Genomic DNA, 25,682 nt, shown 5'->3' with positions numbered 1-25,682 from the left:
ACTTCCGCTCCTTTTGCGGGAGCCCCCACCGGGGCTCTCCTTGCTGGGAAACAACATGTCCGACCACGCTTCCTCCGGGCACGGCAACCGTGCGCTTGCCCTGGCTACCCTGGCCATCCACGGCGGACAGTCGCCGGATCCGAGCACCGGCGCAGTGATGCCGCCGATCTACGCGACCTCCACCTACGCCCAGTCCAGCCCCGGTGAACACCAGGGCTTCGAGTACTCGCGTACCCACAACCCGACCCGCTTCGCCTACGAGCGCTGCGTGGCCTCCCTGGAAGGCGGCAGCCGCGGCTTCGCGTTCGCCTCGGGCATGGCCGCCAGCTCCACCGTGATGGAGCTGCTGGACGCCGGCAGCCACGTGGTGGCGATGGATGACATCTACGGCGGCACCTTCCGCCTGTTCGAGCGCGTGCGGAAGCGCACCGCCAACCTGCAGTTCAGCTTCGTCGACCTGACCGACCTGGCCGCGTTCGAAGCCTCGATCACCCCGCAGACCAGGATGGTGTGGATCGAAACCCCGACCAACCCGATGCTGAAGATCGTGGACATCGCCGCGGTGAGTGCCATCGCCAAGCGCCACGGCCTGGTCGTGGTGGTGGACAACACCTTCGCCTCGCCGATGCTGCAGCGCCCGCTGGAACTGGGCGCGGACCTGGTCCTGCACTCGGCCACCAAGTACCTCAACGGGCACTCGGACATGGTCGGCGGCATGGTGGTGGTGGGCGACAACGCCGAGCTGGCCGAACAGATGGCCTTCCTGCAGAACTCCATCGGGGGCGTGCAGGGCCCGTTCGACAGCTTCCTGGCCCTGCGTGGCCTGAAGACGCTGCCGCTGCGCATGAAGGCCCATTGCGCCAACGCGCTGGCCCTGGCCCAGTGGCTGGAAACCCACCCGGCGGTGGAAAAGGTGATCTACCCCGGCCTGACCTCGCACCCGCAACATGAACTGGCCACGCGCCAGATGAACGGCTACGGCGGCATTGTCTCGATCGTCCTCAAGGGCGGTTTCGAGGCGGCCAAGCGCTTCTGCGAGAAGACCGAGCTGTTCACCCTGGCCGAGTCGCTCGGCGGCGTGGAAAGCCTGGTCAACCACCCGGCGGTGATGACCCATGCCTCGATCCCGGTGGAACGCCGCGCCCAGCTGGGCATCAGCGATGCGCTGGTGCGGCTGAGCGTGGGCGTGGAGGAGCTGGGGGATCTGCAGGTGGATCTGGAAGGTGCGCTGGCGGGCGCCGCAGAATGAGCAGTATCCATGCCGAATCTGGCAGTTCGCCAGGCGCGCTGCTCCGCAGCCTGGTGTCCAATCGCACCCTTATCTGGCAGTTGGCCAAGCGCGATGTGATCAGCCGCTACCGCGGCTCGGTGTTTGGCCTGGCATGGTCGTTCTTCAACCCGCTGCTCATGCTCGCGGTGTACACCTTCGTGTTTTCCGTGGTGTTCAAGGCGCGCTGGGGACTGGAAACGAGCAATCACGGCGACTTCGCCGTGATCCTCTTCGTGGGCATAATCGTCCATGGCGTGTTTGCCGAATGTGTCAACAAGGCCCCCGGCCTGATCCTCAACAGTTCCAGTTACGTGAAACGGGTGATTTTCCCGCTCGACACATTGCCTTGGGTGGCAATGGGCGCAACCTTGTTCCACTCCACGATCTCGCTGTTGGTCCTGCTGATCGCGCAGATCGTCCTGAGGGGTTCTATCCCCATTACCGCACTCTGGCTGCCCGTGGTGATTCTGCCGCTGGTGATCGGCACCATGGGCGTTTCCTGGCTGCTGGCGGCGCTTGGCGTGTACTTGCGTGATATCGGCCAGGTCACCGGCATTCTCACTACTGCCATGCTGTTCATGGCGCCGGTACTCTATCCGCTGCAGGCGCTTCCCGAGCGTATCCGTCCATACATCTACCTCAATCCGTTGACATTCATCATCGAACAGGCGCGCGAAGTACTACTGTGGGGGCATTCTCCGGACTTTGTCGGCCTGGGGAAATATGCGTTGGGCGCAATGCTGGTGGCCTGGTTCGGATTTGCAACGTTCCAGAAGATGCGCAAGGGGTTTGCCGATGTGCTCTGACTCCACGCGGGACGTGGCCATCCGGGTAACCGGCGTGACCAAGTGCTTTCAGATCTACGAACAACCGCACTTGCGGCTCAAGCAGGCGCTGCTGCCACGTTTGCGGCGCGCGGCAGGGTTGCCGCCCCGCAACTACTTCCAGGAGTTCTGGGCACTCAAGGGGGTGGACTTTGAAGTGCGGCGAGGCGATACGGTCGGCATCATCGGACGCAATGGGTCGGGCAAATCCACATTGCTGCAGATCATCTGTGGCACGCTGCAGGCAACCACGGGCACAGTCGAGGTAAAGGGGCGCGTTGCAGCGCTGCTGGAACTCGGCGCAGGCTTCAACCCCGAGTTCAGTGGGCGTGAGAACGTCTACCTCAGTGCATCCATCCTCGGTCTTGATCGACAGCAGATCGATGCGCGCTTCGAGGATATCGTCGCCTTCGCCGACATCGGTGACTTCATTGAGCGACCGGTAAAGACGTATTCCAGCGGCATGTACGTGCGGCTTGCTTTTGCCGTCATCGCGCACGTCGACGCGGACATTCTCATCATCGATGAGGCCCTTGCGGTGGGTGACGCAATTTTCGTACAGAAGTGCATGCGTTTCCTGCGTAAGTTCCGCGAGAACGGAACGCTTCTGTTCGTCAGCCACGATACTGCATCGGTGCTCAATTTCTGCCAGAGCGCGCTATGGTTGAATCGGGGCGACATGGTATTGCATGCGTCGGCCGAAGAGGCCTGCAATGCCTACATAGAGTATTGCTCGCAGGAAGTGTACGGGGAGGCAGTGAAGCTGACGCCCCGTCAAGCACTGCGGGAGGCGGCACCTGAAAAGCCGAAGGCAAAGGTGGAGGCCGATACCCGCCTGGAGATGTTCGACAACGTAGCCAATGCAGCTGGTTGGCAGTCGGGCATCGCCAGCATCGATTCGGTGGTGCTGAGCAACCCACAGGGTGAGCCGCTGAGCGCTTTCTCCGGTGGCGAAGACGTGCTGCTGAGCGTGCGCGCCACCGCGCACGCCGCATTGTCCAGTCCGCTTATCGGCTTCTTCGTCAAGGATCGCTTGGGCCAGTCGTTGTTTGGCGAGCACACCTATACGTATGTGCAGCCGCCTATGCAGGTCGAGGCTGGCACACGCCTGGAGGCCAATTTCCGTTTCACCCTGCCCATGCTGCCCAACGGAGACTATTCCATGACTGTCTCCATTGCTGATGGCGATCCGTTCGCCAACACCCAGCATGCCTGGCTGCACGATGCGGTACTGATCAAGGTAGCCTCGCCCAAGCTTCGCTATGGCTTGGTCGGCATTCCTTTCGACGAGGTAACGATGACACGTCTGGGGAGCGGCGAATGAACCATGGTTTCATTCCGCCGCTGACATCGGATGATCCGCGGATCAGTATTGGCCGGTTCACCTATGGTGGGGCCACCTTCAAGCTCTGGAGCGCCGGGGAGCGCGTCGAGGTCGGCGCATTCTGTTCTTTCGCAGAGGATGTGCTGATCTTCGGTGGCGGCGAGCATCGCTTGGACTGGGTAACCACCCATCCGTTGAGGATCGCGTTCAATTCCCCGGGTGCAGGCCAGGATGGCCATCCTCATAGCAAGGGACCGACGCGCATCGGCAACGACGTATGGATTGGCCACGGCGCGATGGTGCTGTCCGGGGTAACCATCGGCGATGGTGCCTGCATCGGCGCCGGGGCCGTCGTCAGCAAGGACGTTCCTCCCTATGGCATTGCCGCCGGTAATCCCGCCGCCTTGGTGCGTACTCGCTTCAGCGAGGCGCAGATTGCCCAATTGCTTCACGTCGCGTGGTGGAACTGGCCCATCGACAGAATCAAGCAGTTCGAGGCGCTGCTTTGCAGCGCCGACATCGATGCCTTCATCCTGGCCGCGCTGGCCGATCCGGACGCTTCGGCGTCGCACTCGTAATCAGAGACGCACATGATTGATTTTGTACTGTCGCCCAGCATGCTGATGATGCCTCGCAAGCTGCCGCATAGCGCTTGGTTGGGACACATTCCGTTCGCCAGCTGGTTGCTTGATGTCCAGCGGCCGCAACACATTGTCGAACTTGGGACCCACAACGGCGCATCGTTCCTGGCCCTCTGCCAGGCGGTCGAAGCGCAACAGATCAGCTCGCGCGTGTTCGCGGTGGATACCTGGCAGGGTGATGAACACGCGGGATTCTACGGCGATGAGATCTATGCCGAACTGCGTGACTATCAGCAGCGGCATTACGCAGGCATCTCCGAAATGATGCGCATGCGATTCGACCAGGCGCTGGAGTATTTCGCTGACGGATCGATTGATCTTCTCCACATTGATGGCCTGCACACCTACGAGGCCGTGCGCGAAGACTTCGAAACATGGCGCAAAAAGTTGTCACCGCGCGCGGTGGTACTGTTCCATGACAGCTGCGTGCGCGAACGTGGATTTGGTGTCTGGCAGTACTGGAGTGAGATTTCCACCGAGTATCCGTCTTTCGAGTTCAGCCACACCCATGGGTTGGGCGTATTGTTGGTTGGCCAAGAGCAGCCTGAGGCCTTGCTGCGCCTTGCCCGGGCGTCGCGGAACGGTGAGTTTGCATCGATCAACCAGCTCTTCGATTCACTTGGGCGGAACATCAAGAATGTTGAGGAGATCGAGCGTGTGAACAGCGCTCTCACTGCGGCGCATGGGGAAATCGGTCGCCTGAACGAGGAGTGCGCGCGATTCCGGGCGTTGCTCGACAAGAACACTGACGTCAGCGATGAGCACTACACGTTGATCGAAGCGCAATTGCCCGCGCTCGCGCAAGGGCTGTCGCTCCTGGAGCGACGTGTCATTGATGGAATGAACGATATGCGGCTTGCGCTGGATGAATCGCGGGAAGCATCGGTGAACAATGTCGTTGCCTCTGTGGTGCCGCGGATGGAAGAGCAGGATCGCAAGCTCAACCACCTGTTGCGTCCTTGGTGGCGTCGCGCCATCGGCCGCTAACTTACCTGGCACTGACAAGGTACCCACATGTTCATCGACAAGACCCTGCTGAAGCGCGGCCTGAAACGGGTGGCGGCAAAGCTGCTGTCCGTCAACTGGTTCGCGTTGGTTCCCGATCGCGTAAAACTGATCGTGGTGCGACGGGCAGGCGTCTGCGACTGGCACTGGTACGCGCGCTTCATCATGCGCCTGCCCGACGCCGCCGCCGATGGCCCCCGACATTTCCTCGTGCATGGGAACGCAGAAGGAAAATCGCCGGGTCCGCTCTTCGATCCGACTTGGTACTGCGAGCGTTTCGGGTTGCGCGCCAAGCCACTTGATGCGTTGACGCAGTATGTGCTGATCGGTGACTGGATCGGTCTGCAGCCGTGTGCCTGGTTTGATCCGCGCTATTGCCGGAAAACAGGCTGCGCTCGCGGGCTGCGGCCCGTGCTGGGGCGGTATCTTGTGGACTACCGCAACGCCGGGGTGCCGCATCCGCTGTTTGACCAGGACTGGTACCTGGATAAGTACGCGGATGTGCGCAGCAGTGGCGTCAACCCATTGGTGCACTTCCTGTATGACGGGATTCCGGAAGGTCGTTTACCCAATCCGTATTTTGTGCCGGCATGGTATCTGGAGTCGTATCCAGACGTCGGCGGAACCGACCCCCTCTCGCACTTCCTGCTGCACGGTGCGGCAGAAGGGCGTAGCCCCGGCCCGGATTTCAACGCGCGCCAGTACCTGGATGCAAATCCCGATGCTGCTGCGTTGGGAATGAATGCGCTCGCCCATTATCTTGCGGTAGGGCGTCGCGATGGACGTGAGCTGGGAAAACGCCCTTTGTCGCTGGCAGATGTTGTCGCCCCCACCGCCGTGGGGAAGATGCTGCAACGGGCCGGCGTCGTCGACATCGTGCTGCCGGTGTATCGCGGCTTGGACGAAACGCGCAACTGCATCGAGTCTGTACTCGCGTCGCAGAATCGCACCCGAACGCGGCTGCATATCTACAACGACTGTTCGCCTGAGCCGGAGGTCACCGCCTACCTGCGCGAGTTGGCCAGCCACGAGCCGTCGTTGCGTCTGGTCGAGAATCCGCAGAATCTCGGCTTCGTGCTGACCGTCAATTCCGGCATGACGCATGCCCTGAATCAGCGGGACAGCATCGGCGCGCTGCTGCTCAACAGCGACACTATCGTTGCCGGAGACTGGGTGGATCGCATGGTCGCCCATTTGGATGCCGATGTCGGCTCGGTGACGGCCCTGTCCAATAACGCGACGATCTGCAGCTATCCCCAATTAGGTGCCAATGCGCTGCCAACTGCGATGGATGCCGCTGCCCTGGACCGCCTGACCCGGGTTGCCAATGCGGGTGTAGCCGTGGATGTGCCGACCGGGGTGGGCTTCTGCATGCTCATTTCCCGCGCCGCGCTGGAGAAGGCCGGGCTGTTTGACGCCGAGGCCTTCGGTAAAGGCTATGGCGAGGAGAACGACTTCTGCATGCGCTCGGGGCGATTGGGCTTCCGGCATCGCCTGGCCATGGACGTGTTTGTCGAGCACGTGGGAGAGGTCAGCTTTGCCGACGACAGCAAGCCTGGCAAGATCATCGCCCAGAGGATCATTGACGAGCGCTATCCGGACTACGGTGCGCAGGTCGCTCGTTTCTGCTCAATGGATCCGGGCTTCGCGGCGCGCGTGCGGTTAACCCTTCAGGTATGGAAAGCGCGTGGACGGCCGGTTTCGGTGCTGCTCACCCACACTTGGGGCGGGGGCACCGAACGTGCCGTGCAGGCGATGCGGACATCGCTGGCTGAAAGCGGCGAGGTGGTGATCGTGCGCCCCATGGAGGACAACAACGGCGCCGGATTGGTCAATGTGAGCCACACATCGGATTTCGACGGCTTCGAGTTCCTGTTCCGATACCGGACCCCCGAGGAACTTGCGGCGCTGCTGCAGGAGCTGGGTGCCAGCATGCTGCAGATCCATCACCTGGTTGGCTTCGGGAATTCGGTACGGCGGGCCGTGGCCTTGGCTGGTCTGCGTTACAGCTTCCACGTGCATGACAACTATGCGATCTGCCCGCAGATCACGCTGACCGATGCGTCGGGGAACTACTGTGGCGAGCCGGCTGAAAATGGCTGTGACGCCTGCATCGCAGAGCGGCCATCCAACGGAGCAACGGACATCCGCAACTGGCGTGCCAATCACGAGTGGGCGCTGCTCGGCGCCCAGACGGTGCTTGCACCGAGCCTCGACGCGGCGCAACGGATGCAGCGCTACACCGGTATCCCGGTGCAGACGGTGTACCACGAGTCGATGATTGATGCGGCACCGGGGCGGCTGGGGCAGGGACTGCGGCCGTACCGCGTGGTGCTGCTGGGCGTAATGGCCGCGCACAAGGGATTGAACCACCTCTTGGCCATTGCCGAGGAAGCGCGGCGCGTGCGTGCGCCGCTGCATCTCCACGTGATTGGATACCCGCAGACGGAACTGCCTAAAAATCCTGGCTTCAGCTGGAGCGGCCCCTATGAGGAGTCAGCGCTGGATGCCCTGATCCAGGCCTACGATCCAGATGCGTTCCTGTTTCTGTCGCAGGCGCCGGAGACCTACTCTTATACGTTGTCTCATGCACTGCGCGATGGCCGACCGATCGCCGCCAACCGCCTCGGCGCGTTCACCGAACGGCTGGAAGGCGTGCCCAATACACTGATGCTGGCGCATGATGCGCCTGCGGTCGTTGCCGTGCAGGCGCTGGTCGCGTGGTTGGACGTCCTGTACGAAAAGGAACATGCATGAAACGGGAATTCGGCATGGGGACCCAGCCCGCTCTGCGTTCTCAGTACGGCGTGCGGGTTGCGGTGATACCCGAGCGCTATGGCGCGGTGATGTCGCCGTGCGCCAGCATCCGCTTGCACGCGTTCACTGAACGCTTTGCCGCCGATGTGCGATATCTGGTGCCGGAAGAGCTTTCCGCCTTCGCGCCCCAGGCCATCCTGTGGAACCGCGGGGCGATCGATGACGTCGAGCAGATCGAGCAGATGGCTACGATGGCGCGGCGAATCGGTGCGCGGCTGATCTACGACATCGACGACAACCTTCTGGCCATGGAGGAGCATCCGGAGCGGGACGCCTACGCGACGCTGATCAATGCCGTGCGTGCGTCGATCGCACTCGCTGATGAAGTGTGGTGCTCGACGGAGACGCTGGTGTCGGAAATTCAATCCGCCGGCGGCAATGCCATCGCGATGCCCAATGCGCTGGACCCCGATCTCTGGTCGGGCGCCTGCCCGCCCACTGACCGAACGTCACGTTTGAGATTGGTGTACATGGGGACGCGCACCCATGACGAGGACTATGCGTTTGTGCAGCGCGTTCTGGCGCGGTTGCAAACCCTGCGCCCGGACAGTTTCTCGCTGACCCTGGTAGGGGTGAACGCAGCGGACGTAGCATTGCCTGAGTGGGCTGAGGTGCTGTCACCGCCTTCCCATGTCGGTGCATCGTATCCGGCTTTCGTGCGCTGGTTCGTCGGCCAGGGACCGTTCGATCTTGGTCTGGCGCCCCTGATGGAAACGAAGTTCAACCAAGCCAAGAGCGGCATCAAGGTGCTCGACTACGCGGCTATCGGCGTGCCCACGCTCGCATCGGATGTGGCTGCCTATCGCGGCGGTGTAGCCGGCGACCGTCTATTGGCGCGGAACGACGAAGATGCGTGGCTGGAGATTCTGCAGGCAGTACTGGACGATCGCGCGATGCTGGATCCGATCCGCGATGGCGGCAGCCGCCTTGTCGGAGCAGAGATCTTCGCCGACGCCGTCAAATGGCGCTGGTCACGCATCGTCGCTTGACGCGTCGCCGTCTGCTGGAGTGGCAGCAGACGGCGGCCATCAATCACGGTGTCAGGTTGGGTAACGCGATGGCGACGAAGGAGTAAGCGCCCAAGACTACAGCCGCCGCGAGAGCGATATGGGCCAGCCGCTCAAGCTGCGACCCTGGCCTCAGGTGCGACAGCTGCGCCCCCAGCAGTACGCAGACACCCAGGACGTAGCGCCCCTGTGCCTGGAAGTCGTAGGTCCAGCTGTGCAGCAGGGATGCACCCAACAGACTGACGCCCGCACCGGCCGCAAGCACCAATTGGCCGCGGCCCAGCTGCAGCGGTTGCGAGGTGGCCGCCGTACTCAGTCCAAGAAGCGTCAACAATACTGTCACCACCCAGATTGCCCAGTAGTAGGCGGCGGGCGCGTAGTACTGCATATAACCGTAGACACCGAACAGGCTCTTGGCAGTTGCCACCTGCCATTGCAGCGGTGGCTGCAGCATCTGGGGCAGGGAATACCCTCGTTCGTACATGCGCAGGCCGGGTGACGGGGTCGTTGCACTGGGTTTGAACGCTGGTGCGGCGTGGATCTCTCGGAGTCGGTCAACCTGTTCCGCTTTCTCCGCACCGCTGCCGTTGCGCAGGATATCCACCGTGATCCACGGTGCGGCCACGACCAGGGCCAGTGACATCAATATGGCGAAGCGATAGAGCGGCGTTAGCATACGGTGGCGCAACAGCATCCAGCCGTCGTAAGCCAGTACGCACAGGGCGGTCAGGACCAGTATGGCGATCGGCCACCCCGCACCGTATGCCTGGTGCAGGGCGTTGCCGGCGGCCGCCCACAGGATGCCGGCGGTACAGAGAACCGCCATGGCGAGCGAGGAACGAGCCGGCAGACGCAACCCGCCGGACGCGAGCGCGGCCGCGATGAAGACGCCGACTGGCCAGTAGTTGCGCTTTGAAATGATGAGCAAACCTAGACACAGCGCAAACAAGAGAGCATGCACGATCACCACTAGCTCGGCCCGGCGTCCTCCTTGGAGATAGCCGCGTAATGGACTGTCGCGCGTCAGCGCGATGCCTGCCGCCAGGCTCGCCGCCATCAATGGCAGCGCATCGCCGTTCATGTAGGAAAAGACGTACCACGCTTGGGGCGTAACGAGGATGGGTGCGAGCGTGAACGCGGAAAGTCGAAGCAAAAACACGGCAGCGATCAACAGCAGCAATAGCGAAGCCTGGTAGAGCCTGAAGCCTTGTCGCTCGGAAAGGCCGGCTTGCGTAGCCACGTTGCCAGCCTTACCTGCGAAGAAGTACGTCACGTTCCATTCGGCGAGATAGCTCACCCCGTACGGACTGGCCTGGTAGGAGGGCAGCATCTCCGGCGAATCAAGGGATGGCGGCATCCAATGATTGCTGAAGTAGCGCGCCCCTGCTTCGTGCAGGTCTTCGTCGGGGCTGACGGACGGTGAGGGGACCGCAAAAGCAGCCAGCGCCAGCACCAGCGACGCGCAGATCAGCGAGGGCCATGCATAGGACCGGGTATAAGCCATCTGCAGGCCCATCACGATCACGATGCAGAGGCCCAGGCCGATCCAAGTCAGGTGGACCAGTCGGCGCTCGACGCGGGAGGGATTGTCGGCGGGGGCAGGAAGTGCCACCAGCAATTGGGGATCCCGGGCGCCCGGCTGAAGTTGGTAGTGCGCGTCGCCGCCCGCAGCGTCAACCGTTGCCAGATCGTGGAGCGGGCTGCCAACCAAGGACGTCGCTGCCAGCAGCGGATTGCCCTTGATCCGTAGGTCGCCCACAGAGAGAGTTCCGGCACCCTCGGGAGGATCCAGTCGCAGCGCAACCGTACGTCCACTTGGCAGTTGCACCTGCAAGTTAGAGCGCCCGGCCGGCAGTGTCTGCGTCCATGAGTTGGCTTCAGAGAAGCCCTGCCCCTGGTCGAAGAACACCTGGAACGGACCAGGTGCACCCAGTTCCACGTCCACGGCCAGTTGGCTGCTGCTGTAGGGGCGTGAGCCGGCCAGTACGACAAGTAACATGGCGATGATCACCGCGACCAATTGGGTCCTGCGGAAATGTGCCAAGTCGCGCCACCAAGCAGCCAGTTGCTGCTGTTGCTGGCCTAATGGGACGGTCAGAGCACCAACGCTCCTCATTGGGGCATGCCCAGAACCTCATCTGCTGCGGCGAAGATCGCATCGAGATGATCTTCCACGCCGATCCACAACGGCATGCGCACCAAGCGTTCACTGAGTGTATCGGTGTTGCGCAACTCTCCGTGGGCGCGCCCTGCCTGTCGTCCAGCTGGTGCCGAATGCAACGGAATGTAGTGGAACACGGTCTGCACGCCTCGAGTCTTCATCTCCTGGATGAATCGCGTGCGGGCATCCAAGGTGGGTAGTAGCATATAGAACATATGCGCGTTGTGCTCGCAATCGGCCGGTATGACGGGGCGACGCAGGCGCCCGGCGCGTTCATGTGGTGCGGCCCATTGCTGGTAGCGGTCCCAGATGGCCAGGCGACGCGACGTGATCTGATCAGCTTCTTCGATCTGCGCGCAGAGGAACGCCGCCGTGATCTCACCTGGCAGGAAGGACGAGCCAACATCAACCCACGTGTACTTGTCGACCTGGCCGCGGAAGAAGCGGCTGCGGTTGGTGCCCTTTTCACGCAGGATCTCTGCGCGCTCGCCGAACTGGGCATCACGGCAGAGGAGGGCGCCGCCCTCGCCTGAGATGATGTTCTTGGTCTCATGGAAGCTCAGCGCTCCGAGCTCGCCGATAGTACCCAGCGGCCGTCCCTTGTAGCTGGACATGATGGCCTGTGCCGCATCTTCTACGATTGCCAGCCCGTGGCGGGTGGCAATGTCCACCATCGTATCCATTTCACAGGCGACGCCAGCGTAGTGGACGACGCAGATGGCCCGGGTACGCGGCGTAATGGCTGCTTCCACCAACCGCTCGTCCAGGTTAAGGGTGTCTTCGCGGATGTCCACGAACACCGGCACTGCGCCACGTAGAACGAACGCGTTGGCCGTGGAGACAAAGGTGTAGGACGGCATGATCACCTCGTCACCGGGCTGCAGGTCGAGCAGCAACGCCGACATTTCCAAGGCTGCCGTGCAGCTATGGGTCAGAAGGGCCCGATGTGCACCCGTTCGCTGTTCCAGCCAGGCGTGGCTGCGCTTGGTGAATTGGCCGTCACCGGACAGGTGCCCATTGGCGTGCGCCTGCGCGATGTGCCACAGCTCGCGGCCGGTCATGAAGGGCTTGTTGAAGGGAATCAAGAGTGTGCCTCGCAGGGTGGACGTTGTGAGGGTGTCAGGCGACCGATCGTGACAGCACGACCACACCCAGCATGATGATCAGCGTTCCGGCAATCTTGTATCCATCCAGCTGCTCCCGGAATATCACGCTGGCAAACAGCGCAACCAGAAAGAAGTTGATCGCCATGTAAGGGTACGCACGGCTGATCGGCATCTTGCTGATGGCCGCCATCCAGCACAACGATGCGCCGAAAGCGGCAGCAAATGCAGAAATGACCCACGGCTTGAGGAGCAGCTGCACCAGGTTCAATGGCTGCAGCGGTGCCGACAGCAGGTGGCCGTGAACGCCAACCTGCCATTTCAGGATCAACTGGCCGTACACGGTGAGAACGATTGTGAAGGCAATGAAAAGGTAGCTCACTTTTCGGTCTCGGAGAGGGAATGGATCGTGCGGGGCTGCAGGCGGCGATCTACGTGGTAGGTATCAAACGCACGTTCGATCCGCAGGCCGGCGCGGGCCCACTGCCGTTGCACGGTGTAATTCCAGATCTGTGTGGAGATGATGAGGCGCTGCTCGCCTTGGTGCGCGTGGTGGCGCATGACATGGTGTAGAAGGCGCCCATAGTGGCCGCGGCGTTCAAAACGTGGATGTACCGAATTCAGCACGATCTCGGCCACGCCACCCTCGCTGTCGCACGTTGCAAAACCGGCAATCACATCGCCATCGGACACGACCCAGGTGGACTGGTTTTCTTCCTGCTGCCCAAGTCGGCTCTGGGCCCACTCTACATAGCCTTCAAGGACCAGATTGGCCGGGATCAACGGGTTGGCCGCATAGTGCGATCGGTAGCCTTGGAAACCTGCCGCAGCGATATCGATGATGGCAGGGCGATCCGCAGCGGTCGCACGTCGTACCGACGGCGCCCATGTCCCGGACTCGGGAGTGAGGTCGATCCCGTAGTAGACCAGCGTATCGGCGGGAATGACAATCTCTCCGGTCTGCTGCAGGGCCAGGGCAATGTCGGTTCGGCCGGCCGGCACGCGGAGGATCAGCAGGTCGGCTGATGACGACGAGATGCTTGCAAGCAGCTCGGCCAGCGGTGATTCGGTGTTGAAACTGCCCCGTTCGACTCGAATGCCGAATCGCGCGCTGTCGAATGGAGAAAAATCAATCATCCCGGTCATTCGTGCTGGACTCCTGCCACGTATCGTGCCAGATGATGAACTGGGGACGACGCTTTGTTTCGCTGTGGATGCGGCCAATATAGAGGCCCACCACGCCCAGGCTGCCCATAATGAAGCTGCCAACCAACCAGATGGACGCGAGAATGCTGGTGAAGCCCGCTACCCGGATGTCGCCTGCCCAGTAGCGATAGACCGCCAGAAGAGCGATGCCCGCCCCAACCGCGGCCAGGGCGAATGCCATCGTCATCACCAGACGCAATGGTTTGTCGGAGAACGACAGCGCGATACGTGTGGCCATCTGCAGCAGCTTGCGCAGTGTATAGCCGCTCTTGCCTTCCGTGCGCCGACCGTGGGACACCGGCACGCGGAGTGTGCGATAGCCCGTCCAACGGGCCATCAACGGGAGGAACCGATCCACCTCGGGCATGGCATTCATGGCGTCAACGACCTTGCGGCTGTAGGCGCCGAAATTTGCCGTGGACGGATCGTACTCAGTGTCGGTCAACCACCCGAGCGTGCGATAGAAGGCGTTGGAGCCGCTGCGCTTGAACCAGGTGTCCTGCCGTTCAACCCGCTGGCCCAGAACAATTTCGTAGCCGGCCTCCAAACCTTCAAGGAGGGCGGGAATCTCTTCGGGAACGTCCTGAAGATCGCAGTCCATCACAATAATGCGCTGACCTCGGGCGTGATGGAGGCCAGCGCTGATTGCGGCGTGTTGTCCGAAGTTGCGTGAAAGCTGCAGGCCGCGAACTCGGGAAGACATCTTCCCGAGTTCACGGATCCGTTCCCACGCTTGATCAGGACTGTGGTCATCTACCAAGAGAAGTTCATGCGTGAGCCCTATCCCCGACAGGACACTGGCGACCCGTTCGGAAAGCTGCTCAAGGCATCCCGCGCACCCATAGACCGGCACGACGACCGATACGTCGGGACAGGGGGCAACGTTAAGATGGGTTGGCTTGCTCACCTGATCGCCCATGGCGGATTCACGCATGATAGTAGCCACAGTCCGGAATCAAAGCGCCGCTTCCAGTTCCGGCAGCAGGGTGAACAGGTCGCCCACCAGGCCGATGTCGGCAATTTCGAAGATCGGGGAATCCGGGTCCTTGTTGATGGCCACGATCGTGCCGGCATCCTTGATCCCGGTCAGGTGCTGGATGGCGCCGCTGATGCCGACGGCCACGTACAGCTCCGGGGAGATGATCTTGCCGGTCTGGCCCACCTGCAGGTCGCTGGGCACGTAGCCGGCGTCCACGGCGGCACGCGAGGCACCCACGGCGGCGCCGAGCTTGTCGGCCAGCTGGAAGATCACCTTGAAGTTCTCTTCCGAACCCACGCCACGGCCGCCGGAGACCACGCGCTTGGCGCTCTGCAGGTCCGGACGGTCGGTGGCACCGGCGGCCAGGCCGATGAAGCGAGTGTGCGACGGCAGGGTCGCCTCCACGCTGGCCGCTTCAACCGCAGCGCTGCCACCCTTGGCCGCTTCCGGCCAGGACGCGGCACGCACGGTGGCCACGACGATCTGGTCGGCCGGGACCTCCACGGTGATGATCGCGTTGCCGGCGTAGATCGGGCGCTTGAAGCTGTGGCTGCCTTCGACGGTCATCAGGTCGGACACCTGGTTGACGCCCAGCAGGGCGGCCACGCACGGCATCAGGTCCTTGCCGAAGGTGGTCGACGGGCCGAACACGTGGGTGTAGCCGGTGGCCAGCGCGGCGATCTGCGGCGCCAGTACCTGGGCCAGCGCCTGCGCGTTGGCCGGGTTGGCCACGGTCAGCACCTTGGCCACGCCCGCCAGTTGCGCGGCCTCGGCGGCCACGGCGGCCGGGTCGGCGGCCAGCACCAGCACGTCGATGCTGGCGCCGCTGATCGCGGCGGCCGCGCTGACGGTCTTGGCGGTGGCGGCGTTGAGCTTGCCGTCATGGTGTTCGGCAACAACGAGGATCTTGGTCATTACAGCAACCCCTTCTGCTTGAGTGCGGCGACCAGTTCGGCCGCGTCCTTGACCATCACGCCCTTGCTGCGCTTGACCGGCGCGGCGTACTGGGTGGTCTTGAAGGTATCGGCGGCGTCCACGCCGAGGTCGGCCAGCTGCAGGGTCTCCATCGGCTTGGCCTTGGCCTTCATGATGTCGGGCAGCTTGATGAAGCGCGGCTCGTTCAGGCGCAGGTCGGTGGTGACCACGGCCGGCAGATCCACTTCCAGGGTTTCCAGGCCGGCGTCGACTTCACGGGTGACCGTGGCCTTGCCGTCGGCAATGTCCAGCTTGCTGGCGAAGGTCGCCTGCGGGCGGCCCCACAGCGTGGCCAGCATCTGCCCGGTCTGGTTGGCATCGTCATCGATGGCCTGCTTGCCCAGGATCACCAGGTCCGGCTGTTCCTTCTCGACCAGCTTGAGCAGGGTGCGCGCGGCGGTGAGCGGCTGGATGGCCTGGTCGGTGACCACGTGGATGGCGCGGTTGGCGCCCATGGCCAGGCCGTTGCGCAGGTGGGCCTGGGCGTCGGCGGGGGCGATGGTGGCGACCACGACTTCGGTGGCGATGCCCTTGTCACGCAGGCGCAGGGCTTCTTCCAGCGCGATTTCGTCAAAGGGGTTGGGCGACAGCTTGACGCCGTCGGTGACCACGCCGGAACCGTCCGGCTTGACCTGAATGCGGACGTTGTAGTCCACCACGCGCTTGTACGCGACGAGGATTTTCATCTGGTGCGGAATCCTTGAATAACGGGGGAACGTCCGGCCCTGGAGACAGCAACCGGTTCGGGGGTGGGACCCGGATTCTAACTGGCCGGAGGCAACCATGCGAATGCGTATGGTGATGCTGCAATGCCGCACGAAACGTGACGCAGTCAGCGCTGTTCACGTGCTGCAGGCAGTCGTGAAGACGGCTGCACTGTATCCTGTGGCGCTGAATTGGACGCCAGCTGGCGCCTCCCATGCACACATAACAGGAGAACAGGTAGTGCCCACATGGCTTGTCACCGGCGGAGCCGGATTCATTGGCGGTAACTTTGTCCTCGAAGCGGTCGCCAAGGGCGTGCGGGTAATCAACCTGGATGCGCTGACCTACGCGGGTAACCTGAAAACCCTGGCCCCGCTGGAGGGCAACCCGGACCACGTGTTCGTGCACGGCGACATCGGTGACCATTCGCTGGTGGCCCGCCTGCTGGCCGAACACCAGCCCGATGCGGTGGTGAACTTCGCCGCCGAAAGCCATGTCGACCGTTCCATCGACGGCCCCGGCGCGTTCATCCAGACCAACGTGGTCGGCACCCTGGCCCTGCTGGAATCGGTGCGCGACTACTGGAAGGCGCTGCCGGCCGACAAGGGCGGCGCGTTCCGCTTCCTGCACGTGTCCACCGACGAGGTGTACGGCACGCTGGGCGAAACCGGCAAGTTCAGCGAAACCACTCCGTTCGCGCCCAACTCGCCGTACTCGGCGTCCAAGGCGGCCTCGGACCACCTGGTGCGCGCGTTCCACCACACCTACGGGTTGCCGGTGCTGACCACCAACTGCTCCAACAACTACGGTCCGTACCACTTCCCCGAGAAGCTGATCCCGCTGGTGATCGCCAAGGCGCTGGCCGGCGAGCCGCTGCCGGTGTACGGCGATGGCAAGCAGGTGCGCGACTGGCTGTTCGTGTCCGACCACTGCGAGGCGATCCGCACCGTGCTGGCCAAGGGCCAGGTCGGCGAGACCTACAACGTCGGCGGCAACTCGGAGAAGGAAAACATCGAAGTGGTGCATGCGATCTGCGCGCTGCTCGATGCCCGCCGCCCGCGCGAGGACGGCCAGCCGCGCAGCAGCCAGATCACCTATGTCGCCGACCGTCCGGGCCATGATCGCCGCTATGCGATCGACGCCAGCAAGTTGAAGGACCAGCTGGGCTGGGAGCCGAAGTACACCTTCGACCAGGGCATCGGCTTCACTGTCGACTGGTACCTGGACAACCAGGAATGGGTGAACGGCGTGCTTGACGGCAGCTACCGCCTGCAGCGCATCGGCACCGCCGCCTGAGTGGCGGCCATCCACAGACAGAGGACCACCGCATGACTCAACGCAAGGGCATCATCCTGGCGGGCGGCTCGGGCACGCGCCTGTACCCGATCACCAAAGGCGTCAGCAAGCAGCTGCTGCCGGTCTACGACAAGCCGATGATCTACTACCCGCTCAGCGTGCTGATGCTGGCGGGCATCCGCGATGTACTGATCATCAACACCCCGCACGAGCAGGCGCTGTTCCAGGCGCTGCTGGGCGATGGTTCGCAGTGGGGCATGAACATCGAGTACGCCGTGCAGCCGAGCCCGGACGGGCTGGCGCAGGCCTACCTGATCGGCCGCGACTTCGTCGACGGCAAGCCGAGCTGCCTGGTGCTGGGCGACAACATCTTCCACGGCCATGGCCTGCGCGAAGTGCTGCGCAATGCCGACCAGCGCGATACCGGCGCCACCGTGTTCGGCTACTGGGTCAACGATCCGGAACGCTACGGCGTGGCCGAGTTCGACAAGGCCGGCAAGGTCATCGACCTGGTTGAAAAGCCCGAGAAGCCGCGCTCGAACTACGCCGTGACCGGGCTGTACTTCTACGACGGCAATGCCAGCCACCACGCGGCCGAACTGAAGCCCTCGCCGCGTGGCGAACTGGAAATCACCGACCTCAACCAGCGTTACCTGCGCGAGGGCAACCTGCACTTGGAAGCGCTGGGCCGCGGGTATGCGTGGCTGGATACCGGCACCCACCAGTCGCTGCTGGAGGCGTCCAACTTCATCGAGACCATCCAGACCCGCCAGGGCCTGCAGGTGTGCTGCCCGGAAGAAATCGCGTTCGGCCAGGGCTGGATCAGCGCCGAGCAGCTGGAAGCACTGGCTGCGCCACTGATCAAGAACGGCTACGGCCAATACCTGCACACGCTGGCGGTACGAGGAGTTGTTCCGTGAAAATCATTGAAACCAAGCTGCCCGGTTGCGTGGTGATCGAACCGGCGGTGTTCGGCGACGAGCGCGGCTTCTTCTTCGAGACCTGGAACGCCGAGCGTTTCGGTCAGCACGGCCTGCCCACGAAGTTCGTGCAGAGCAACGTCTCCACCTCGGCCAAGGGCGTGCTGCGTGGCTTGCATTACCAATGGCCGCGGCCGCAGGGCAAGCTGGTCAGCGTGCTCGAAGGCGAAGTCTATGACGTGGCCGTGGACATCCGCCGTGGCTCGCCGACGTTCGGCCAGTGGGAAGCGGTGGTCCTGAGCGCGGAGAACAAGAAGCAGTTCTGGATTCCGGAAGGCTTCGCCCATGGTTTTGCCGTGCTCAGCGAGCGTGCGGTCTTCAGCTACCTGTGCACCGAGGTGTACCTGAAGGACTTCGACGCCGGCGTACGCTGGAACGATGCCGACGTTGCGGTGGACTGGCCGATCAGTGGCCCGACCCTGTCGGCCAAGGACGAAACGGCCCCGTTCCTGAAGGACATCGCCGAAGACCGCCTGCCGGTGTTCCAGCCGTGACCGTGCTGCTGTTCGGTGGCAATGGCCAGCTGGGCCAGGAACTGCGGCGCGCGCTGGCGCCGCTGGGCGAGGTGGTGGCGACCACCCGCAGTGGCTCGCTGCCCGACGGCAGCGCCTGCGAAGTGGCCGACTTCAACGCGCCCGCGTCGTTGACCGCGCTGCTCGACCGGGTTCGCCCCGACGTGGTGGTCAACGCCGCGGCCTACACCGCGGTGGACCGCGCCGAGGACGAGCGCGACGCGGCCTGGCGGGCCAATGCTGAAGCCCCGGGCGTGATCGCGCGCTGGTGTGCGGCGGCGGGCGTGCCGATGGTGCATTACTCCACCGACTACGTCTTCGACGGCCAGGGCACCCGCCCGTACCGCGAAGAGGACGTCACCGCACCGCTGGGTGCCTACGGCGGCAGCAAGCTGGACGGCGAGCAGGCGATCCGCGCCGCCGGTGGACGTCACCTGATCTTCCGCACGGCATGGGTGTACGCCTCGCACAGCGCCAACTTCCTGCGCACCATGCTGCGTGTGGGTGCCGAGCGTGATGTGCTGCGCGTGGTGGCCGACCAGGTCGGCACGCCGACCCCGGCGGCGCTGATCGCCGATGTCACCGCCCAGGCACTGCAGCATTCCGGCGGCCTCTCCGGTACGTGGCACCTGACCGCCAACGGGGAAACCAGCTGGCACGGGTTTGCCGAGGCGATCTTCGCCGAGGCCGTTGCGGCCGGGAAACTGGCGCGCGCGCCGAAGGTCGAGGCGATCACCACTGCCGAGTACCCGACCCCGGCCAAGCGCCCGGCCTATTCGGGCCTGGACGTGTCCAAGCTGGAGGCGGACTTCGGCATCGCGCTGCCCAGCTGGCAGGACGGTTTGAAGCGCGTCATCGCCGAGCTGTAACGGCGGGCATCGCGCGATCCAAAAAAAACCCGGCCTTGGCCGGGTTTTTTCTTGCCTGCGGCGTGCCGGTCAGGCGCGGCCGTAGGTGTCTTCGAAGCGCACGATGTCGTCCTCGCCCAGGTAACTGCCCGACTGCACTTCAATCAGTTCCAGCGGCAGCTTGCCCGGGTTCTTCAGCCGGTGGGTGACACCCAGCGGAATATAGGTACTCTGGTTTTCGGTCAGCAGCAGCACGTCATCACCGCGGGTGACTTCGGCCGTGCCGCTGACCACGATCCAGTGCTCGGCACGGTGGTGGTGCATCTGCAGGCTGAGCGTTGCACCGGGCTTGACGGTGATGCGCTTGACCTGGAAACGCTCACCGTGGTCGATCGAATCATAGGCGCCCCACGGGCGGTACACCTTGCGATGCCAGGTCGCCTCGGGACGACCGGCAGCCTTGAGCCGGGACACCACCTGCTTGATCTCCTGCATGCGGTCGCTGCGCCCGACCATCACCGCATCATCGGTCTCCACCACGATCACATCATCCAGCCCGACCAGCGCGATCAAACGCTCGCCGTAGGCATAGGTATTGTGGCAATCGATCGCGATGACATCGCCGTGGTGGGCGTTGCCATCGGCATCCTGCGCCGATACGTCGCGCAGCGCCGTCCACGAGCCGACATCGTTCCAGCCGGCATCCAGCGCCACCACCACCGCATCGGCGGTCTTTTCCATCACCGCATAGTCGATCGAGTCCGATGGCACCGCCGTGAACGCGTCCTTGTCCAGGCGGGTGAAGTCCGCATCGCGGCGCGCCTGCTGCCAGGCCGTGCGGCTGGCGGCCAGCATGGCCGGGTTGAACCGTTCCAGCTCGGCCAGGTAGCGCGAGGCCTTGAACAGGAACATGCCGCTGTTCCAGAAGTACTCGCCCGACTGCACATACTGCTGGGCGGTATCGGCATCGGGCTTTTCGACGAAGCGATCCACCGGGCGCACGTCGCCTGCGGCACCGGCCTTGATGTAGCCATAGCCGGTTTCCGGGCCGGTCGGCACGATGCCGAAGGTGACCAGCTTGCCCGACCGGGCTGCCGGCATGGCACGCAACACCGCCGCGCGGAAGGCCTCCTCGTCGGCGATCACATGATCGGAAGGAAGCACCAGCAGTACGGCATCATCGCCGTCACGCGTGGCTTCCAGTGCGGCCACGGCAATGGCAGGCGCGGTGTTGCGACCCACCGGTTCGAGCAGGATCGCCTGGGGTTGCACACCCAGCTGCTGCAGTTGTTCGGCGGCGACGAAACGATGTTCCTCGTTGGCCACCACCAGCGGCGCACGGCCGGCGATGGGCGCAACGCGCTGCCAGGTGGCCTGCAGCATGGTCTGCTCGCCCGCCAGGGCAAGGAACTGCTTGGGGTAGGCTTCGCGCGACAGTGGCCACAGCCGGGTGCCGGAACCACCGGACAGGATGACGGGAAGAAGATCGTTCATCGGGGCAGGCCTCAGGATGCCGTGAGCAGCTGGGAAATCTCATCGGTGCGCTGCTGCAGCAGGGCGGCATCGCCACGGGTTTCAACATTCAGGCGCAGCAGCGGTTCGGTGTTGGAGCTGCGCAGGTTGAAGCGCCAGGCACCGAAGTCGGCGCTGATGCCGTCGGTGTGGTCCAGTGCCGGCGACTGCGCGGCATAGTGGTCCATCACCCGCGCGACGGCCGCCTTGGCATCGGTGACCTTGAAGTTGATCTCGCCGCTGCACGGGAACTTGGCCATGCGCGCCTCGACCAGGTCGGCCAGCGAGCGGCCGGACTCGGACACCAGTGCGCCGATCAGCAGCCACGGAATCATGCCCGAGTCGGCGTAGGCGAACTCGCGGAAGTAGTGGTGCGCGCTCATTTCACCGCCATACACGGCATTTTCGCTGCGCATCTTTTCCTTGATGAAGGCATGCCCGCTCTTGCACAGCACCGGCTGGCCGCCGGCGGCTTCCACCATTTCCACCGTGTTCCAGGTCAGGCGCGGGTCGTGCACGATCTTGCCGCCGGGCTGGCGGGCCAGGATCGCCTGCGCCAGCAGGCCCACCAGGTAGTAGCCCTCGATGAAGCGGCCGGTGTGGTCGAAGAAGAAGCAGCGGTCGAAGTCGCCGTCCCAGGCAATGCCGAAGTCCGCACCATGTTCGCGCACGGCCTGCGCGGTCAGTTCGCGGTTTTCCGGCAGCAGCGGGTTGGGGATGCCGTTGGGGAAGCTGCCATCGGGTTCATGGCAGATACGGATGAACTCGAACGGCAGGTGCGGGGCGAGCAGGTCGACGATGGTGCCCGCGCCGCCATTGCCCGCGTTGACCACCAGCTTCAGCGGCTTGAGCGCGGCGCGATCGATGTAGCTGAGCAGGTGCTCGATGTAGGCGCCCTTGTCCGGATGCGCCTGCAGGCCACCGGTGGCGGCGGCCGCAGCGTCGGTATCGGCTTCGACGGCATCGGAGATCGCGAACAGGCCGGTGTCCGAGCTGATCGGGCGGGCCTGCTCCTTGACCAGCTTCATGCCGTTGTAATCCATCGGGTTGTGGCTGGCGGTGACCATGACCCCGCCGGCGGCGTTGAGGTGGTCCACCTGGAAATAGACTTCCTCGGTGCCACACAGGCCGATGTCCAGCACGTCGCGGCCGGCGCCACGCAGGCCGGCGGTGAGTGCGTCCTGCAGGGCGGCGCTGGTCAGGCGCACGTCGTGGCCCACCACCACGGTACCGGGGGCAAGCTGATCGGCCAGGGCCACGCCGATGCGGCGCGCCAGGTCTTCGTTCAGCTCGTCCGGCACCCGGCCGCGGATGTCGTACGCCTTGAATGCGGGAAGGGTCATCTATTCAATCCTTGAGACAGTCAGCGGATTAGTTTAGCCGTAGCCATGTATGGGAATCGTTTTCATGCCCTGCCGCGGGTAAACGCTGCTTCAGGCGCGCCGGGAAACCCCGGCGTACTGGCTACAATGCCTGCTTACATCAACGAGGTGAGGGCGTAGATGAGCAAGTCCCCAGATACGGCCGGCCGGCGCAGCAAGCGCTACGCCAGCGCCGCCGAGGCGCTGCAGGGCGTGGTTGCCGATGGCCAGACGCTGGCGGTGGGCGGTTTCGGCCTGTGCGGCATCCCCGAGGCGCTGATCGCCGCGCTGCGCGACAGCGCGGTCAAGGGCCTGACCGTGATTTCCAACAATGCCGGCGTGGATGGCTTCGGCCTGGGCCAGCTGCTGGAAACCCGCCAGATCCAGAAAATGATTTCGTCCTACGTGGGCGAGAACAAGGAGTTCGAACGGCAGTTCCTGGCCGGTGAGCTGGAGCTGGAGTTCAACCCGCAGGGCACCCTGGCCGAGCGCCTGCGCGCCGGCGGTGCCGGCATCCCGGCCTTCTTCACCGCCACCGGCTACGGCACGGTGGTGGCCGAAGGCAAGGAAACCCGCGAATTCGACGGCAAGCACTTCGTGCTGGAAACCGCGCTGCGCGCCGACGTGGCCCTGGTCAAGGCGTGGAAGGCCGACGAGGCCGGCAACCTGGTGTTCCGCAAGACCGCGCGCAACTTCAACCCGGCCTGCGCGATGGCCGGCAAGGTCTGCATCGTCGAGGTCGAGGAAGTGGTGCCGCTGGGCAGCATCGACCCCGACCAGGTGCACCTGCCGGGCATCTACGTACACCGCATCGTGCACAACCCCACGCCTGAAAAGCGTATCGAACAGCGCACCGTCCGCGCGGAGGGCAACTGAGATGGCTTGGACCCGCGATGAAATGGCCGCGCGCGCAGCGCGTGAGCTCACCGATGGCGCCTACGTCAACCTGGGCATCGGCCTGCCGACCCTGGTGGCCAACCACATTCCCGAGGGCGTGGATGTGTGGCTGCAGTCGGAGAATGGCCTGCTCGGTATCGGCCCGTTCCCGACCGATGCTGAGGTCGATGCCGACCTGATCAATGCCGGCAAGCAGACCGTTACCGCGCGCGCTGGCGCCAGCTATTTCGGCAGCCACGACAGCTTCGCGATGATCCGCGGTGGCCACATCAACCTGGCCATCCTGGGCGCGATGCAGGTGACCGCCAGCGGCGATCTGGCCAACTGGATGGTGCCGGGCAAGATGGTCAAGGGCATGGGCGGGGCGATGGACCTGGTGGCCGGCGTGCAGCGCGTGGTGGTGCTGATGGAGCACACCGCCAAGAACGGCGAGCACAAGATCCTGCCCGAGTGCACGCTGCCGCTGACCGGCGTGGGCGTGGTCGACCGCATCATCACCGACCTGGCCGTGTTCGACGTGACCGACACCGGCCTGGTGCTGGTTGAAGCCGCACCGGGCGTGGGCATCGACGAGCTGAAGGAAAAGACCGGCGTGGCCTTCAGCCAGGCCTGACCCGGCGTGCCGGGGTGCCCGTGCAAGCGGGCGCCGCGGCCACCCACGAGGACCGCATGGACCTGCATCTGCGCGACGCCGACGTACGCTGGCACCGCCACTGGCTGGCGGCTGCCGACGCCGATGCCCTGCAGCGCACGCTGCGCGAGCAGGTGCCGTGGGAGGTGCATCGCATCCGCATGTTCGGCCGCCAGGTGGACTCGCCGCGGCTGAGTTGCTGGATGGGCGACCCGGCGGCGCGCTACCGCTATTCGGGCACCGACTTCGTCCCCGCACCGTGGGACCCGGCGCTGCTGCCGTTGCGCGAGCGACTGGCGGCGTTCTGCGGGACGGACTTCAACAGCGTGCTGCTCAATCGCTACCGCGACGGTGACGATGGCATGGGCTGGCACAGCGACAACGAACCCGAGCTGGGTCCGGCACCGCTGATCGCCTCACTGAGCCTGGGCGCCGAACGCCGCTTCGCGCTGCGTCGTCGCGACGACCATGCGAAGAAGGCCGAAGTGGTGCTCGGCCATGGCGACCTGCTGCTGATGGGCGGCGCCACCCAGCGCCATTACCAGCACGCACTGCCGAAAAGCACCCGGCCGCTGGCCGAGCGCATCAATCTTACATTTCGTTGGATCCAGCCGGGGACATGACCGGCGCGCGCAGGGCTCAGGCGCGCACCAGGTCGATCACTGCCGACAACACGCCGCGCCCGAACCGCTGGTAGTTGCCGGACAGCAGTTCGCCAACGATGCGCGGAACACGTTGGAGACGACCGGCCGGGAGGTCGGCGCGGAAGGACACATGCTGCTGCTTCCGCTCGACCCACGCCAATGTGGGGGCCGGGAGACCCACGCTGCGGCCGCGTTCGAGCAACTGCATGCATTGAATCCGCTCGGTGTTCAGCTGCCGCATCCGGCGCGCGTGGCGCGGTGCAGGGTCGTTGCCTCCCAGGCCGAGCTGATTGCCGTCATGCAGGCGATAGCTGATCAGTGGCTCGGGCAGGCTGTCGATGTGTCCACGCATCGCCGCCAGGGTACCGATCCAGGCGTCGTGCACCCAGTCGGTTTCAGGCAGCGGCAGTGCATCTACCAGCACGTTGCGTCGCAGCGCCATTGCTGCGCCGGTCATCAGGTTTCTCTGTAGCATCAACCGGAAGCCGTCACCGGCATGCATCCGGCGCAGCGTTCGCCAGTTGATACCCAGTGCATCAAAAAGCCGTTTCGGCAGCGTCGCGCCCTGCCCATCAATCAGCAGCGCATCGCTGTGCACTGCCAGCAGGTGGGGGCGGGCATCGAACTCGGCGCAGATCCGCGCCACTTTCCCTGCATGCCAGACGTCGTCCTGGTCGCAGAGGAAGATCACCTCGCCGTTGCAGGCCCGCAGCGCACCATCGAAATTGCGGCGGTAGCCCACGTTCTGCGGATTGGCCTGCAGGTCCACGGCAATGCCCAGCGCCTCGGCCCGTGGCACGAACGCGCGCAGCAGGTCCATGCTGGTATCGGTGGAGACGTCATCGCGGATGACGATCTGGTCAGGCCGGCGCGTCTGCGCAAGCAGGCTGTCCAGCTGCGCCTGCAGGAAGCGCTCGCCATTGTAGGTGCACATGGCGATGGAGACGGTGGACGGCATCAGGACTTCGGCGGACGGAGCGGGGG

Annotated in this window: 24 protein-coding genes; 14 read left to right on the top strand and 10 right to left on the bottom strand. The window is 64.1% G+C overall.

Annotated elements, in window-relative coordinates:
• Window positions 1-55 precede the first annotated feature (55 nt).
• From DX03_RS17105 to DX03_RS17075, 7 genes are read left to right on the top strand one after another with little or no spacing between them, the layout of a single operon-like run.
• Complete coding sequence (locus tag DX03_RS17105; protein WP_038690649.1) at window positions 56-1,249, top strand: cystathionine gamma-synthase; 1,194 nt, start codon at window positions 56-58, stop codon at window positions 1,247-1,249.
• Window positions 1,246-2,076, top strand: coding sequence for an ABC transporter permease (locus DX03_RS17100; protein ID WP_038690647.1), 831 nt, complete (start codon window positions 1,246-1,248; stop codon window positions 2,074-2,076). The genes DX03_RS17105 and DX03_RS17100 overlap by 4 nt, the downstream gene beginning before the upstream one ends.
• Window positions 2,066-3,418 (top strand): ABC transporter ATP-binding protein, encoded by a 1,353-nt coding sequence (locus tag DX03_RS17095; RefSeq protein ID WP_038690645.1) that lies wholly within the window; start codon window positions 2,066-2,068, stop codon window positions 3,416-3,418. The genes DX03_RS17100 and DX03_RS17095 overlap by 11 nt, the downstream gene beginning before the upstream one ends.
• Entirely contained in the window at window positions 3,415-3,996 is a 582-nt protein-coding gene (locus DX03_RS21500; RefSeq protein WP_038690643.1) for a CatB-related O-acetyltransferase, read from the top strand. Before DX03_RS17095 ends, DX03_RS21500 begins: the two co-directional genes overlap by 4 nt.
• A 12-nt stretch (window positions 3,997-4,008) precedes the next feature.
• Window positions 4,009-5,046 carry a class I SAM-dependent methyltransferase gene (locus DX03_RS17085; protein WP_038690641.1) on the top strand — a complete coding sequence of 346 codons (1,038 nt, stop codon included), beginning with the start codon at window positions 4,009-4,011 and terminating at the stop codon, window positions 5,044-5,046.
• 27 nt (window positions 5,047-5,073) lie between these two features.
• The gene (locus DX03_RS17080) at window positions 5,074-7,821 is read left to right on the top strand and encodes a glycosyltransferase (RefSeq protein ID WP_051598899.1); all 2,748 of its coding nucleotides are present in this window, start codon (window positions 5,074-5,076) and stop codon (window positions 7,819-7,821) included.
• Window positions 7,818-8,870, top strand: a complete 1,053-nt coding sequence (locus DX03_RS17075; RefSeq protein ID WP_185753378.1) for a glycosyltransferase family protein — start codon at window positions 7,818-7,820, stop codon at window positions 8,868-8,870. Before DX03_RS17080 ends, DX03_RS17075 begins: the two co-directional genes overlap by 4 nt.
• Window positions 8,871-8,913: 43 nt before the next feature.
• Here the strand turns inward: DX03_RS17075 and DX03_RS17070 are convergent, their stop codons facing one another.
• From DX03_RS17070 to DX03_RS17040, 7 genes are all read right to left on the bottom strand, one after another.
• A complete protein-coding gene (locus DX03_RS17070) occupies window positions 8,914-10,932 on the bottom strand; it encodes a hypothetical protein (RefSeq protein ID WP_185753377.1) in 2,019 nt (672 codons plus the stop codon).
• 68 nt (window positions 10,933-11,000) lie between these two features.
• The gene (gene rffA / locus DX03_RS17065) at window positions 11,001-12,134 is read right to left on the bottom strand and encodes a dTDP-4-amino-4,6-dideoxygalactose transaminase (RefSeq protein ID WP_081797265.1); all 1,134 of its coding nucleotides are present in this window, start codon (window positions 12,132-12,134) and stop codon (window positions 11,001-11,003) included.
• Window positions 12,135-12,168: 34 nt separating this feature from the next.
• Window positions 12,169-12,534, bottom strand: a complete 366-nt coding sequence (locus DX03_RS17060; RefSeq protein ID WP_038690635.1) for an EamA family transporter — start codon at window positions 12,532-12,534, stop codon at window positions 12,169-12,171.
• Window positions 12,531-13,298 (bottom strand): GNAT family N-acetyltransferase, encoded by a 768-nt coding sequence (locus tag DX03_RS17055; protein ID WP_038690633.1) that lies wholly within the window; start codon window positions 13,296-13,298, stop codon window positions 12,531-12,533. The genes DX03_RS17060 and DX03_RS17055 overlap by 4 nt, the downstream gene beginning before the upstream one ends.
• Window positions 13,282-14,292, bottom strand: a complete 1,011-nt coding sequence (locus tag DX03_RS17050) for a glycosyltransferase family 2 protein (protein ID WP_244880137.1) — start codon at window positions 14,290-14,292, stop codon at window positions 13,282-13,284. Before DX03_RS17050 ends, DX03_RS17055 begins: the two co-directional genes overlap by 17 nt.
• A gap of 21 nt (window positions 14,293-14,313) precedes the next feature.
• Complete coding sequence (locus DX03_RS17045) at window positions 14,314-15,252, bottom strand: electron transfer flavoprotein subunit alpha/FixB family protein (RefSeq protein WP_038690631.1); 939 nt, start codon at window positions 15,250-15,252, stop codon at window positions 14,314-14,316.
• Complete coding sequence (locus DX03_RS17040; protein ID WP_038690629.1) at window positions 15,252-15,998, bottom strand: electron transfer flavoprotein subunit beta/FixA family protein; 747 nt, start codon at window positions 15,996-15,998, stop codon at window positions 15,252-15,254. The genes DX03_RS17045 and DX03_RS17040 overlap by 1 nt, the downstream gene beginning before the upstream one ends.
• Window positions 15,999-16,257: 259 nt before the next feature.
• On the opposite strand from DX03_RS17040, the gene rfbB reads away from it, so the two are divergent.
• From rfbB to rfbD, 4 genes are read left to right on the top strand one after another with little or no spacing between them, the layout of a single operon-like run.
• On the top strand, window positions 16,258-17,313 hold the full coding sequence (gene rfbB / locus DX03_RS17035) for a dTDP-glucose 4,6-dehydratase (protein WP_038690627.1): 1,056 nt from the start codon (window positions 16,258-16,260) through the stop codon (window positions 17,311-17,313).
• 32 nt (window positions 17,314-17,345) lie between these two features.
• A complete protein-coding gene (gene rfbA / locus DX03_RS17030) occupies window positions 17,346-18,233 on the top strand; it encodes a glucose-1-phosphate thymidylyltransferase RfbA (RefSeq protein ID WP_038690625.1) in 888 nt (295 codons plus the stop codon).
• Window positions 18,230-18,787, top strand: a complete 558-nt coding sequence (gene rfbC, locus DX03_RS17025) for a dTDP-4-dehydrorhamnose 3,5-epimerase (RefSeq protein ID WP_038690623.1) — start codon at window positions 18,230-18,232, stop codon at window positions 18,785-18,787. The genes rfbA and rfbC overlap by 4 nt, the downstream gene beginning before the upstream one ends.
• A complete protein-coding gene (rfbD, locus tag DX03_RS17020) occupies window positions 18,784-19,674 on the top strand; it encodes a dTDP-4-dehydrorhamnose reductase (protein ID WP_038690621.1) in 891 nt (296 codons plus the stop codon). Before rfbC ends, rfbD begins: the two co-directional genes overlap by 4 nt.
• Before the next feature lie 69 nt (window positions 19,675-19,743).
• On the opposite strand, the gene DX03_RS17015 is transcribed toward rfbD, so the two are convergent.
• The gene (locus DX03_RS17015) at window positions 19,744-21,147 is read right to left on the bottom strand and encodes a mannose-1-phosphate guanylyltransferase/mannose-6-phosphate isomerase (protein ID WP_038690619.1); all 1,404 of its coding nucleotides are present in this window, start codon (window positions 21,145-21,147) and stop codon (window positions 19,744-19,746) included.
• An 11-nt stretch (window positions 21,148-21,158) separates the two neighbouring features.
• On the bottom strand, window positions 21,159-22,508 hold the full coding sequence (locus DX03_RS17010) for a phosphohexomutase domain-containing protein (RefSeq protein WP_038690616.1): 1,350 nt from the start codon (window positions 22,506-22,508) through the stop codon (window positions 21,159-21,161).
• A 159-nt stretch (window positions 22,509-22,667) separates the two neighbouring features.
• Here DX03_RS17010 and DX03_RS17005 point away from each other — a divergent pair, with 159 nt between their 5' ends.
• The 3 genes from DX03_RS17005 to DX03_RS16995 are packed head-to-tail and all read left to right on the top strand — an operon-like array spanning window position 22,668 to window position 24,677.
• Window positions 22,668-23,402 (top strand): CoA transferase subunit A, encoded by a 735-nt coding sequence (locus tag DX03_RS17005; RefSeq protein ID WP_038690614.1) that lies wholly within the window; start codon window positions 22,668-22,670, stop codon window positions 23,400-23,402.
• A 1-nt stretch (window position 23,403) separates the two neighbouring features.
• Window positions 23,404-24,036, top strand: a complete 633-nt coding sequence (locus DX03_RS17000; RefSeq protein ID WP_038690612.1) for a CoA transferase subunit B — start codon at window positions 23,404-23,406, stop codon at window positions 24,034-24,036.
• A 56-nt stretch (window positions 24,037-24,092) separates the two neighbouring features.
• Window positions 24,093-24,677, top strand: a complete 585-nt coding sequence (locus tag DX03_RS16995; protein WP_038692531.1) for an alpha-ketoglutarate-dependent dioxygenase AlkB family protein — start codon at window positions 24,093-24,095, stop codon at window positions 24,675-24,677.
• A 16-nt stretch (window positions 24,678-24,693) separates the two neighbouring features.
• Here DX03_RS16995 and DX03_RS16990 read toward each other — a convergent pair whose 3' ends face one another.
• Window positions 24,694-25,656 (bottom strand): glycosyltransferase family 2 protein, encoded by a 963-nt coding sequence (locus DX03_RS16990; protein WP_038690610.1) that lies wholly within the window; start codon window positions 25,654-25,656, stop codon window positions 24,694-24,696.
• Between the last annotated feature and the right edge of the window lie 26 nt (window positions 25,657-25,682).

Source organism: Stenotrophomonas rhizophila (genome assembly GCF_000661955.1).
Lineage (GTDB): Bacteria > Pseudomonadota > Gammaproteobacteria > Xanthomonadales > Xanthomonadaceae > Stenotrophomonas > Stenotrophomonas rhizophila.
Note: the sequence above shows the minus strand (reverse complement) of the source record. Positions and strands in the feature narration are given on the sequence as shown.